Below are 12,106 nucleotides of genomic sequence, written 5' to 3' on the forward strand. Positions count from 1 at the left end.
CTTGACCGGTTGGCGGATTGCGACCCGCCTTACTGAGTTGAAACCAGGAAGGGGACGGGAAGGACCGATGGAGTCGGGCGTGACTGTAGCACTGCACGCCTGACGCCGCTCAATGCAGGGTGGACGACCGCGGCGCCTGGTTGCGTCCGGGGGTGAAGAGGTCCGCCGCGTCGACCGCGTCGAAGCGGTACTGCGCGCCGCAGAACTCGCAAGCCACCTCGGCGGCGCCGCGCTCGTCGATCAGCGCCTCGATCTCGTCGCGCCCGAGGCCGCGCAGCATCGCCGAGACCTTGTCCCGCGAGCAGCTGCAGGCGAAGCGGGGGCCGTTGGCGCCCGACAGCGGCTCGAAGCGCTGCATGCGCTCTTCCCAAAACAGCCTGCGCAAGATGGTGTTCGCGTCCAGCGTCAGCAGCTCCTCGCGCGTCAGCGTGGCCGCCAGGTGCGCGATGCGATTGAAGCCCTCCGACAAGCCGATCTCGTCCTCGCGCGCCAAGCGTTCGAGATTGCCCTCGCCTTCGATCGGCAGACGCTGGATCAGCAGGCCGGCGGCGACCTGGTCGTTCGCGGCCAGCACGAGGCGCGTGTCGAGCTGCTCCGACTGCAGCATGTAGTGTTCGAGCACCTGGGCGATGTCCTGCAGCGGCTCGCGGTGATCGCCATGCAGGGGAACGATGCCCTGGTAGGGCTGGACGCCGGGCTTGCGATCCTTGGGGTCGAGCGTGATCGCACAGCGCCCGCGCCCGTGCGCATTGACCAGCGCCTCGAGCCGCGCGTCTTCGGCGATCTCGCCCGCCAGCGTCGCGGTGGCGCGCAGCGCCAGGTCGGACTTCACTTCGGCGACCGCCAGCTTGACCGGGCCGTCGCCCTGGATCTGCAGGATCAGCGCGCCGTCGAACTTGATGTTCGACTGCATCAGCACGCCGGCGGCGGCCATCTCGCCGAGCAGCGCGCGCACCGGCGCCGGATAGCCGCCGGCCGCCTCGCGGCGCCTGAGCAGCTCGACCCACGCGTCGGTCAGGCGCACCAGCATGCCGCGCACCGGCAGGCCTTCGAAGATGAACTTGTGCAGCTCGCTCATGAAGACGGCCCCCACGCTTGCGGCTGCGCCGCTGCGCTGCCCCCCGAGGGGGCGGAGCCCTGCTTGAGGCGGCTCGGCGCCGGGCTCATCGCGCTTCCCCGAGGCGCTTGAGCGAGGTCTTGTAGCGCTGCGCCCGATCGACGTAGGTCTGCGTGCCGCGCTGCATTTTGGCGATCTCCTCCTCGGTCAGCGGCCGCACCGCCTTGGCGGGGCTGCCGAGGATCAGCATGCCGTCCTCGAACACCTTGCCCTCGGTGACCAGGGCGCCGGCGCCCACGAGGCAGTTGCGCCCGATCTTCGCGCCGTTGAGCACCACCGCCTGGATGCCGATCAGCGCGCCATCGCCGATCTGGCAGCCGTGCAGCATGGCCTGGTGGCCCACCGTGACGCGCTCGCCAATCGACAGCGGATGGCCCGGATCGGTGTGCAGCACGCTCGACTCCTGCACGTTGGAGTGGCGTCCCAGCACGATGGGCTCGTTGTCGCCGCGCATCGTCACGTTGGACCACACGCTCGCGCCCTCGCCGATGACGACCGCGCCGATCAGCTCCGCGCTGTCGGCCACGTAGGCGCTGGCGTGCACCTGCGGCACACGGTCGTCGAGCTGGAACAAGGCCATGCGGAACTCCGGCAAAGGGATAATTTTAAGGATGGCTGCCATGTCCCCCGATGCCGCAAGGCCGTCTTCGTCCGCGCTGCCCGAGCTGCGGCGCCAGGCGCTCCAGGTGCTCGAGCTGCGCGACCCGCCCGCCAAGGCCGCCGCGGCGCGCGCGCTGCTGGCACAGCGCGACAGCCTGGCGCTCGACACCGCCGCGGTGCTCGAGCCGGCCGGCGCCCTGCCCGGGCGGCCCGAGCGGCCACCGCTGGTCGAGCCCAAGCAGGTGCCCACGCGCTCGCCCGCCACGCGCGAGGGCCGCGCGGCACTGCTGCACGCGATCGCGCACATCGAGTTCAACGCGATCAATCTCGCGCTCGATGCGGTGTGGCGCTTTCCCGGCCTGCCCGCGGCCTTCTACCGCGACTGGGTCCAGGTCGCCGGCGAGGAGGCGCTGCATTTCACGCTGCTGCGCGAGCACCTGCTCGCGCACGGCCACGACTACGGCGACTTCCCGGCCCACGACGGCCTGTGGAGCATGACCGCCAAAACCGCGCACGACGTGCTCGCGCGCATGGCGCTGGTGCCGCGCACGCTGGAAGCGCGCGGCCTCGACGCGACGCCGCCGCTGCAGAAGAAGTTCGCGCAGGCGGGCGATGCGCGCGCAGTCGAGATCCTGGCGGTGATCCTGCGCGACGAGGTCGGGCACGTAGCGATCGGCAACCGCTGGTACCGCTGGCTGTGCGAGCGCGCCGGGCTCGATCCGGTGGCGCTGTACCCGCAACTGGCGGCGCGCTACGAGGCGCCCAGACCGCGCCCGCCGTTCAACCTGGCCGCGCGCGAGGCGGCCGGCTTCAGCGAGGACGAGCTCGCCTGGCTGCGGCAAGACTACAGCGTGCCGACGAAATAGCGCTTCAGGCCGGCGAGGATCATCTCGACCGCGATCGCGGTCAGCACCAGGCCCATCAGCTTCTCGATCGCCGAGACCATCGACGAGCCCAGCCAGCGCCGCAGCCGGTCGGCCGCGAGCAGCACGGTGCCGCTGATCAGCATCGCCACGGTCAGCGCGCCGATCCACTGCCAGGTCTTGTCCGGCTGGCGCGAGGCCAGCAGCAGCACGGTGGCCATCGCCGACGGCCCGGCCAGCAGCGGCACCGCGAGCGGAAAGATGAACGGCTCCTTCGTGCCGCCTTCGGAGGCGTAGATCTCGCCGTGGCTGAAGATCATGCGGATCGCGATGATCAGCAGGATCACGCCACCGGCCACCTCGAGCGAGCGCTCCGAGAGGTGCATCAGCGCGAGGAAATGCTGGCCGCCGAACATGAACGCCACCAGCACGCCGAAGGCGATCAGCACCTCGCGGATCGCGACCGTCGGGCGGCGCGAGCGCGGCACCTTGCCCAGCACCGAGATGAAGATCGGCAGGCTGCCGAAGGGGTCGAGGACCAGGAGCAGGAGGACGAGGGCGGAGAGGAAGCTGTGGTCCATGGGCGGCGATTGTCGCCGCCCACCGCGTCAGCCGCGCGGATGGTGCTGCGCATGCAGCGTCTTGAGCCGCTCGCGCGCCACGTGGGTGTAGATCGTCGTCGTCGAGATGTCGGCGTGGCCGAGCAGCATCTGCACCGCGCGCAAGTCGGCGCCGTGGTTGAGCAGGTGCGTCGCGAAGGCGTGGCGCAGCGTGTGCGGCGACAGCGGCACCGCGATGCCGGCCGCGCGCGCATGCTTCTTGATCAGCAGCCAGAAAGCCTGGCGCGTCATCGCGGCGCCGCGCGCGGTGACGAACAGCGCATCGCTGCGCTGGCCGTCGAGGATCGCGGACCGGCCCTCGTTCAGGTAGCGCGTGAGCCAGGCATGCGCCTCCTCGCCGAACGGCACCATGCGCTCCTTGCTGCCCTTGCCGGTGACGCGCAGCGCCGCTTCGTTGAGCCCGACGTGAACGCTCTTGAGCGCGACCAGCTCGCTCACGCGCAGGCCGCTGGCATACATCAGCTCGAGCATCGCGCGGTCGCGCAGGCCCAGCGGCGTGTCGACCTCGGGCGCGGCGAGCAGCGCCTCGACATGCGCCTCGGTCAGCGTCTTGGGCACGCGCAGCGGCTGCTTCGCCGGCGAAAGCTTCAGCGTCGGGTCGGCCGCGACGCGATGCTCGCGCAGGGCCCAGCGGAAATAGCGCTTGAAGACCGTGAGGCGCCGGTTCGTGCTCGAGGCCTTCGAACCTTCGTGGCGCGCGACGGCATAGGCGCGCAGGTCGTTCTCGGTGGTCGCGTCGAGCGCCTTGCCGCCGTTCGCGGCGAGCCAGCGCGCCAGCAGCGTCAGATCGCGCCGGTAAGCGGCCAGCGTGTTGGCCGACAGGCCCTCCTCGATCCACAGCGCATCGGCGAAGGCGTCGATGGCCGCGGCGCTTTCGAGACCGAGCGGGTCTGGAATGTCTTCCTTCACGAAGCGCGCTTGTCCCGAAGAAGCCCTCTCCCGCGTGCGGGAGAGGGTGCACGAACGTCAGTCCAGCTTCAGCTTCTGCTGGTCGACCACCTTCTTGTAGACCTCGAACTCGGCCTTGGCCTGTGCCGCGAACTGCTCCGGCGTGTTGGCAACGATCAGCGAGCCGGTGTCCTCGATGCGCTTGCGCACCGCCGGGTCTTCCAGGGTCTTCTTCACCGCGGCGTTGAGCTTGTCGACCACCTCCTTCGGCAAACCCTTGGGGCCGTGGAAGCCGTAGTAAGCCATGCGGTTCACCGGCTCCAGGCCCACTTCCTTGAAGGTCGGCACGTTGGGCAGCACGGCCAGCCGCTCGGGCGCGGCGACGACGATCGGCACCAGGCGGCCGTCCTTGATGAATGGCAGCGCCGAGGGCAGATTGTCGAAGATCATCGGCACCTGGCCGGCCACCGTGTCGTTGAGCGCCGGGCCCGCACCGCGGTATGGAATGTGCGTCACGAACACGCCCGCCAGGCTCTTGTAGAGCTCCATCTGCAGGTGGCCGATGCCGCCGGTGCCCGAGCTCGCGAAGCTGTACTTGCCGGGGTTCTTCTTCAGCACCTCGACGAAGCTCTTGTAGTCCTTGGCCGGAAAGCTCGGGTGCACCGCGATCACGTTGGGCGTGGCCGCGATGTTGATGATCGACGTGAAGTCGGTCAGCGGGTTGTACGGCGTCTTCGGGTTCACGGCCGGGTTGGAGGCCGTGGTCGACACGGTGGCCATGCCGATCGTGTAGCCGTCGGGCGCCGACTTGGCGATCTCGGCCGCGCCGATGATGCCGCCGCCGCCGGCCTTGTTGTCGACGACCATGGTCTGGCCCAGCGGGCCGTTGATCTTCTCGGCGATCACGCGCGCGACGATGTCGGTGGTGCCGCCGGGCGCGAACGGCACCACCAGCCGGACCGGCTTGCTCGGATAGCTCTGCGCATGGGCCGCGGACGCGGCGCCCAGCGCCAGCGCGGCCAGGGCAAGAACGGTTCGGCGAGTGGCTAGGGTCATGAATGCTCCTTGGAAAGATGAGACAACCGACCGCTCGATGCGGTCGGATGAGGCGGTCGCCCGCTCGACGCGGTCGGACTCTGCCCGCAGCGTGAAGTGCCCGCGATCATGGTAAGCCCCAGGGTCGCGCTTCGCGGCAGTTAACCTCGGCGCATGCGCGATCTTCTCCTGCTGCTGCCCGATTTCCTGCTCATCGTCTGCGGCTTTGTCGTCTGCCGCTACACGCCGCTCAACCGCACGGTCTGGGAGTCGGCCGAGAAGCTCGTCTACTACCTGCTGTTCCCGGTGCTGCTGTTCACGTCCATCGTGCGCAGCCCGCTTCGCCCCGGCGAGACGGCAACGCTCGCCGCCGGCGGCCTCGCGACCGTGGGGCTGGGCATCGCTCTGGCCTACGCACTCAAGCGCTGGCCCGGCGTCGATGCCCGGCTGCACGCCTCCGGTGCGCAGACCGCGTTTCGCTTCAACTCCTATGTCGCGCTGGCGCTGGCCGAGCGCCTGGCCGGTCCGCCAGGCGTGGCATGGATGGCGCTGCTGGTCGCGGTGGCGGTGCCGGTGTGCAACGTCGCCGCGGTCTATCCGCTCGCGCGCCATGGCGGCCAGCACTACGGCCGCGAGTTGATGCGCAACCCGCTGATCGTCAGCACGGTTGCCGGCCTCGTGGCCAACCTGGCCGGACTCACCCTGCCCGAGCCGGTCGGCGTGGTGTTGCAGCGCATCGGCAATGCCGCGCTGCCGTTGGGCCTGATGGCCGTCGGGGCCGGCCTGCAGCTTGGCGGCCTCGCGGCCGCGCCCTGGCTGGCGGCAGGCTTCCTGTCGATCCGCCACGCGGCGCTGCCGGTCGCCGGCCTGCTGCTGGGCCATGCGTTCGCGCTGCCGGCCGGCCAGCGCATGGTGCTGCTCGCGTTCGCGGCGATGCCGACCGCCTCGAGCGCCTACGTGCTGGCGATCCGCATGGGCGGCCACGGCCCGTTCACGGCCGGGCTGGTGACGATGTCGACGCTGCTGGGCATGCTCACGCTGCCGGCCTGGCTGGCCCTGCAGCACGCGCTGTAGCCGAAGGCCGTTCGCGCTGGGCCAGCGCCCAGTCGATGTGCTCGCGCACCAGCGGCGTCGCGGCATCGCGCGCGTGCGCCAGCGCCTGCGCAAAGGCCTCGTCGCCGCGGTCGCGCCACGCGTTGCCCAGCGCGACCGCGAGGTTGCGCTGCCAGCGCTCGTGGCCGATGCGGCGGATCGCGCTGCCTTCGGTGTGGCGCAGGAACTCGGCCTCGCTCCAGCGCCACAGCTCGAGCAGCATCGGGTCGGCGAGCTGTTCGCGCACGTCGAAGTCGGGCAGCGCCGCGCGCTGCGCGAACTTGTTCCAGGGGCAGACCAGCTGGCAGTCGTCGCAGCCATAGATGCGGTTGCCCATCGCCGCACGCAGCTCGAGCGGGATCGGCCCATCGTGTTCGATCGTGAGGTACGAGATGCAGCGCCGCGCATCGAGCCGCTGCGCGGCGACGATGGCCTGCGTCGGGCACACGTCGATGCAGGCACGGCAGCTGCCGCAGTGCGGCTGCACCGGCTCGGTCAGAGGCAGCGCAAGGTCGACGTAGATCTCGCCGAGAAAGAAGGTGGAGCCGGCCTCGCGCGACAGCAGCAAGGTGTGCTGCCCGCGCCAGCCGATGCCGCTGCGCTGCGCGAGCTCCACTTCCAGCACCGGAGCCGAGTCGGTGAACACGCGGTGGCCGAACGGCCCGATGCGCTCGCGCAGCCGGTCGGCGAGCCTTTGCAGGCGCTGGCGCAGCACCTTGTGATAGTCGCGACCGCGCGCGTACATCGAGACTGCCGCGGCGCCGGGCCGCGCGAGGCGATCGAACTCGATCGCCTGCCAGCCCTCGGGCGCCGTGGTGGGCAGGTAGTCCATGCGCGCCGTGATCACGCGCACCGTGCCCGGCACCAGCTCGGCCGGGCGCGCGCGCTTGAGGCCGTGCGCGGCCATGTAGTCCATCGAGCCGTGGAAGCCGGCCGCAAGCCATGCAAGCAGCCCCGGCTCGGCCGCGCGAAGGTCCACATCGGCCACGCCGATCTGGGAGAATCCCAGCGTCTTGGCCCAGGCGCGCAAGTCGTCGAGCAGGACCTGCGGGTCTTGACCGGTGACGTCGGCGCGCAGCGCTTCGGGATGCATGCCCAGATTCTAGGAACGCGACACGAACACTGGTCCGACGAGACCGATTGCGCCGCCCGCGCCCATGCGCTGGCGCATGCGCTGGATCAGGCGCCCGCGGGTTCTGCGCCGCTTCGCGACGTCTGCATCGAACTCCAGGGCCCGCTGGGCGCCGGCAAGACCACCTTCACGCGCCATTTGCTGCGCGCGCTCGGCGTGGCCGGCCGCATCAAGAGCCCGAGCTACGCGGTGGTCGAGCCGCACAACTGGAGGGGCGCCGACGGCCAGCCGCGCCAAGCCTTCCACTTCGACTTCTACCGCTTCGGCGACCCGCGCGAATGGGAAGACGCGGGCTTTCGCGAGGTTTTCGCGGGCCCTGGCCTCAAGCTGGTGGAGTGGGCCGAGAACGCCGGCGACGCGCGCCCGCAACCCGACCTCGTGATCGCGATCGAGACCGACCCCGACCCCGACCGCGAATCCGCGCGCCGCGTGCTGCACACCGCGCACACCGAGCGCGGGCGCGCGCTGCTCGAACGCGGCTGCGCGCCGCTGCGGCTGTGAGGCGCGGCCCGATGGACCGCCGCACCGCCCTCGCCCGCCTCTCGAAAGGCGGCCTGCTCGTGCTCGCGCTCGGGCCGCTGCAGCTCGCTCACGGCGCCACGCTCTTGGCCGTGCGCGTGTGGCCGGCCGAGGACTACACGCGCGTCACGCTCGAGTCCGACGCGCGGCTCTCGGCGCGCCACTTCACCGCCCACGGCCCCGAGCGCGTCGTGATCGACATCGAAGGCCTCGAGCTCAGCCCGCAGCTGCGCGAGTTGGTCGGCAAGGTCGCCTCCGACGACCCGTTCATTGCCGGCGTGCGCATCGGCCAGAACCAGCCGCGCGTCGTGCGCCTGGTGATCGACCTCAAGCAGCCGAGCGCGCCGCAGGTGTTCTCGCTCGAACCGGTCGCGGCCTATGGCCACCGGCTGGTGTTCGACCTCTACCCCACCGTCGAGCGCGACCCGCTGCTCGCGCTGATCGCCGACCGGCTCGGCGACCCGCCGCCGCGCGACAGCGCGCCGGGCGCGGCAACGCCGAGCGAGCGCGCCGCCTCGGAGGTCGGCGACGCGCTCGGCGAGTTCATCGGAAAGATGAGTCCGCCACGCACCGCCGCGCCGGCCCCGGGCGCGTCGCGGCCGATCGAGGCCGAGCCCTCGCGCCCGCGCGGCACCGAGCGCCTGATCGTCGTCGCGCTCGATCCCGGCCACGGCGGCGAGGACCCGGGCGCGATCGGACCCAGCGGCCTGCGAGAGAAGGACGTGGTGCTGCAGGTCGCGCTGGCCTTGCGCGAGCGCATCAACGCCCAGCCCAGCATGCGCGCCTTCCTGACGCGCGACGCGGATTTCTTCGTGCCGCTGCACGAGCGCGTTCGCAAGGCGCGGCGCGTGCAGGCCGACCTCTTCATCTCGATCCACGCCGACGCCTTCATCAAGCCGCACGCGCGCGGCGCCTCGGTGTTCGCGCTCAGCGAATCGGGCGCCAGCAGCGTCGAGGCGCGCTGGATGGCGCAGAAGGAGAACGCCGCCGATCTCGTGGGCGGCGTCAACATCAAGACCAAGGACGCCGCGGTCACGCGCGCGCTGCTCGACATGAGCACCTCGGCGCAGATCCGCGACAGCCTGCGGCTGGGCAGCGAGGTGCTGGGCCGCATCGGCCAGGTCGGCCGGCTGCACAAGCCGCGCGTCGAGCAAGCCGGCTTCGCGGTGCTCAAGGCGCCCGACATTCCCTCGATCCTGGTCGAGACGGCCTTCATCTCCAACCCGGAAGAAGAAGCCAAGCTGCGCGACGGCGACTACCAGTCCAAGCTCGTGTCGGCGCTGATGAGCGGCATCGAGCGCTACTTCGCGAAGAACCCGCCGCTGGCGCGGCAGCGCGCGTTGTAGGCAGCGCCGGTTCACCCCTGCGTGAGCCCGCGCAGGAGATCGAGCGACGACACCACGCCGACCGTTTGCCCGCCCTCGGTGACCACGAGGTGATGGATGCGGCGCGCCACCATCAGCGTCGCGGCGTCCTGCAACGGCATCGCGACGTCGACGCAGACCGGCTTGTAGGTGCACAGCTGCCATGCGCGCGCATCGGTAGCGCCCGGCGAGGCCGCGCCAAAGCGCGCGAGGTCGGTTTCACTGATGACGCCGACGATATCGCCGGCAGGATCGAGCACGGGCGCCCACGAAAAGCCGCGCTGCACCAGAAGGGTCTGCACCGACTGCACCGTGTCGTCCATGCCCACGCAGCAGATCTGCCGCTCCATGACGGCCGCGACGGTCGGCTTCATGGCGCGGACTTCGCGGCGGCGCGAGGGGCGCGTCCGAGCCGGTGCTCGGCGGCCAGCACCGTGCGGGTCACGCCCAGCAAGGTGTCGGGCGTGACGCTGATCGAGGTGATGCCCAGCTCCACCAGCCATGCGGCCATCTCGGGGTGGTCGCACGGCGCCTGGCCGCAGATGCCCACATGGCGCCCATTGCGCCGCGCGCCCTCGACGGCCTGCGCGATCATCGCCTTCACGCCCTCGTCGCGCTCGTCGAAGTCGAAGGCCACCAGCGCCGAGTCGCGGTCCACGCCGAGCACGAGCTGGGTGAGATCGTTCGAGCCGATGGAGAAGCCGTCGAACAGGCGCGCGAAGGCGTCGATCTGCACGACGTTGTTCGGGATCTCGCACATCACGTACACCTCCAGTCCGCGCTCGCCGCGCACCAGGCCGTGGGACGCCATCGCCGCGAGCACCCGCTCGGCCTCGGGCACGCGGCGGCAGAACGGGATCATCAACCTCACGTTGGCAAGGCCCATGTCCTCGCGCACGCGCTTCATCGCCGCGCACTCGAGCGCAAAGCCTTCGGCATAGGCCGGGTGCGCGTAGCGCGAGGCGCCCCGGAAACCGATCATCGGGTTCTCTTCCTTGGGCTCGAACCAGCGACCGCCGAGCAGGCTGGCGTACTCGTTGGTCTTGAAGTCCGACAGGCGCACGATCACCGGCTCGGGAAAGAAGGCCGCGGCGATGGTGCCCACGCCTTCGGCGAGCTCGCGCACGAAATGGTCAGCCGGCCGCGCGTGGCCGTGCGCGAGGCGCAGCAGCTGGTCGCGCTCGGCGGGGTCTTGCACGCGATCGGGATGCACCAGTGCCATCGGGTGCACCTTGATGTGCTCGGCCACGATGAACTCCATGCGCGCCAGCCCGACCCCGTCGGTGGGCAGCAGCGCCGTCTGGAAGGCCGTGTCGGGGTTGCCCACGTTCACCATCACCCGCGTCTGCGGCCGCGCCAGCGTGGACAGGTCCACGCGTGTCGTCTCGAATGGCAGGACACCGGCGTAGACGCGACCCACCGCGCCTTCGGCACACGAGACCGTGACCTCGTCACCGGTGCGCATGCGCGTGGTGGCGTCTTCGCATCCGACCACGGCCGGGATGCCCAGCTCGCGCGCCACGATGGCCGCATGGCAGGTGCGCCCGCCGCGGTTGGTGACCACCGCGGCAGCCGCCTTCATCACCGTGCCCCAGTCCGGCATCGTGGTGTCGGCCACGAGCACGTCGCCGGGCCGGAAGTCGCTCAGCTCGGACACGTTCGACACCACGCGAACGCGTCCGCTGGCCACGCGCGCGCCCACTGCGCGACCGGTGACCAGTGGCGCGGCCTTGGCATGCAGGCGCACCTCCTCCACCTCGTGCAGCGGGCGCCGCGAAGCCACGGTCTCGGGCCGCGCCTGCACGATGTAAAGCCGGCCGTCGAGGCCGTCCTTGGCCCACTCGATATCCATGGGCGTGGAGCAGCCGGCCTTGCGGCTGTAGTGCCGCTCGATGGCCACGCCGGCATCGGCCAGTTCGAGCACGTCGGCATCGTCGAGGCAGAAGCGATCCCGGTCCTCCTTGGACGTCGGCACGTTGCGCGTGGTCTCGCGCCCGGCGCCTTGCGAATAGACCATGCGCACGTCCTTGCCGCCGAGCTTGCGGCGCAGCACCGCGCGATGCCCGGCCTGCAGCGTGGGCTTGAAGACATAGAACTCGTCCGGGTCCACGGTGCCTTGGACCACGTTCTCGCCCAGACCCCAGGCGCCGGTGACGAACACCACGTCGCGAAAGCCGCTGTCGGTGTCGAGCGTGAACATCACGCCGCTGGAGCCACGGTCGGATCGAACCATCTTCATGACGCCCACCGACTGGAGCACCTTGAAGTGGTCGAAACCCTTGCCGGCCCGATAGGCGATGGCGCGGTCCTTGAAGAGGCTGACGAAGCACAGCCTCACCGCGTCCAGCAGCCTGGCTTCACCCGCGATGTTCAGAAAGCTCTCGTGCTGGCCGGCGAAGCTGGCACCGGGCAGGTCTTCGGCGGTGGCCGAGCTGCGCACCGCCAGCGTGACATCGTCGCCGTACTCGGCGCGCAGCTTCGCATAGGCGGCCCTGATCTCGTCGGCCAGTTCGTCGGGCAGCGCCGCGGCCTGGACCGCGTCTCGCGCCGCCTGTGCCCGCCGCGCCAGGTCCTCCACGTCGGCCGCATCGAGCCCGTCCAGCGCGCGGTGCAGCCGCGGCCAGGCACCGGCGCGGTCCAGCGTGTGACGGTAGGCCTCGGCCGTGACAGCAAAGCCGTTGGGCACGCGCACGCCCTGGGACGACAACTCCCGAACCATCTCGCCGAGCGACGCGTTCTTGCCGCCGACCAAGGGAACGTCGTCGACGCCCAGCTCGGTGAACCAGCGCACGTAGGTCGGCTTGTCCATGGCGCCAGACTAGGACGAGCCTTGCGCGCGCCCTTGACCTGGCGCAAGGCACGGCACGCGAGCCTCG

Annotated in this window: 12 protein-coding genes; 4 read left to right on the top strand and 8 right to left on the bottom strand. The window is 70.7% G+C overall.

Features of this window, described 5'->3' with window-relative positions; translation table 11 throughout:
• Nucleotides 1-109: 109 nt before the first annotated feature.
• Together ACO2TI_RS20395 and ACO2TI_RS20400 are read right to left on the bottom strand one after the other, a co-directional pair.
• Nucleotides 110-1,078: an Hsp33 family molecular chaperone HslO gene (locus ACO2TI_RS20395; protein WP_423287012.1), complete on the bottom strand. Its 969-nt coding sequence runs from the start codon at nt 1,076-1,078 to the stop codon at nt 110-112.
• 85 nt (nt 1,079-1,163) lie between these two features.
• Entirely contained in the window at nt 1,164-1,697 is a 534-nt protein-coding gene (locus tag ACO2TI_RS20400) for a gamma carbonic anhydrase family protein (RefSeq protein WP_423287013.1), read from the bottom strand.
• Between the two features lie 40 nt (nt 1,698-1,737).
• Here ACO2TI_RS20400 and ACO2TI_RS20405 point away from each other — a divergent pair, with 40 nt between their 5' ends.
• Entirely contained in the window at nt 1,738-2,583 is an 846-nt protein-coding gene (locus ACO2TI_RS20405; RefSeq protein ID WP_423287014.1) for a ferritin-like domain-containing protein, read from the top strand.
• On the opposite strand, the gene ACO2TI_RS20410 is transcribed toward ACO2TI_RS20405, so the two are convergent.
• From ACO2TI_RS20410 to ACO2TI_RS20420, 3 genes are read right to left on the bottom strand one after another with little or no spacing between them, the layout of a single operon-like run.
• A complete protein-coding gene (locus ACO2TI_RS20410) occupies nt 2,562-3,161 on the bottom strand; it encodes a MarC family protein (protein WP_423287015.1) in 600 nt (199 codons plus the stop codon). The two genes, ACO2TI_RS20405 and ACO2TI_RS20410, sit on opposite strands and share 22 nt — an antisense overlap.
• Before the next feature lie 27 nt (nt 3,162-3,188).
• A complete protein-coding gene (xerD, locus tag ACO2TI_RS20415) occupies nt 3,189-4,109 on the bottom strand; it encodes a site-specific tyrosine recombinase XerD (protein WP_423287016.1) in 921 nt (306 codons plus the stop codon).
• Nucleotides 4,110-4,166: 57 nt separating this feature from the next.
• Nucleotides 4,167-5,144, bottom strand: coding sequence for a tripartite tricarboxylate transporter substrate binding protein BugE (locus ACO2TI_RS20420; RefSeq protein ID WP_423287017.1), 978 nt, complete (start codon nt 5,142-5,144; stop codon nt 4,167-4,169).
• A 153-nt stretch (nt 5,145-5,297) separates the two neighbouring features.
• Between ACO2TI_RS20420 and ACO2TI_RS20425 the strand changes: the two genes are divergently transcribed.
• On the top strand, nt 5,298-6,197 hold the full coding sequence (locus tag ACO2TI_RS20425; RefSeq protein ID WP_423287018.1) for an AEC family transporter: 900 nt from the start codon (nt 5,298-5,300) through the stop codon (nt 6,195-6,197).
• Here the strand turns inward: ACO2TI_RS20425 and queG are convergent.
• Nucleotides 6,157-7,308: a tRNA epoxyqueuosine(34) reductase QueG gene (queG, locus tag ACO2TI_RS20430; protein ID WP_423287019.1), complete on the bottom strand. Its 1,152-nt coding sequence runs from the start codon at nt 7,306-7,308 to the stop codon at nt 6,157-6,159. The genes ACO2TI_RS20425 and queG overlap by 41 nt on opposite strands.
• Between queG and tsaE the strand changes: the two genes are divergently transcribed.
• Together tsaE and ACO2TI_RS20440 are read left to right on the top strand one after the other, a co-directional pair.
• Entirely contained in the window at nt 7,303-7,848 is a 546-nt protein-coding gene (gene tsaE / locus ACO2TI_RS20435; protein ID WP_423287020.1) for a tRNA (adenosine(37)-N6)-threonylcarbamoyltransferase complex ATPase subunit type 1 TsaE, read from the top strand. The two genes, queG and tsaE, sit on opposite strands and share 6 nt — an antisense overlap.
• A gap of 11 nt (nt 7,849-7,859) precedes the next feature.
• Nucleotides 7,860-9,212 (top strand): N-acetylmuramoyl-L-alanine amidase, encoded by a 1,353-nt coding sequence (locus ACO2TI_RS20440; RefSeq protein ID WP_423287021.1) that lies wholly within the window; start codon nt 7,860-7,862, stop codon nt 9,210-9,212.
• An 11-nt stretch (nt 9,213-9,223) separates the two neighbouring features.
• Here the strand turns inward: ACO2TI_RS20440 and ACO2TI_RS20445 are convergent, their stop codons facing one another.
• Both ACO2TI_RS20445 and ppsA read right to left on the bottom strand, forming a co-directional pair.
• On the bottom strand, nt 9,224-9,604 hold the full coding sequence (locus ACO2TI_RS20445) for a cyclic nucleotide-binding/CBS domain-containing protein (protein WP_423287022.1): 381 nt from the start codon (nt 9,602-9,604) through the stop codon (nt 9,224-9,226).
• Nucleotides 9,601-12,039, bottom strand: coding sequence for a phosphoenolpyruvate synthase (ppsA, locus tag ACO2TI_RS20450; protein ID WP_423287023.1), 2,439 nt, complete (start codon nt 12,037-12,039; stop codon nt 9,601-9,603). The genes ACO2TI_RS20445 and ppsA overlap by 4 nt, the downstream gene beginning before the upstream one ends.
• Nucleotides 12,040-12,106 lie beyond the last annotated feature (67 nt).

The sequence above is a fragment of the Caldimonas sp. KR1-144 genome (assembly GCF_049446155.1).
In the GTDB taxonomy this organism is placed as follows: Bacteria; Pseudomonadota; Gammaproteobacteria; order Burkholderiales; family Burkholderiaceae_C; genus Rivibacter.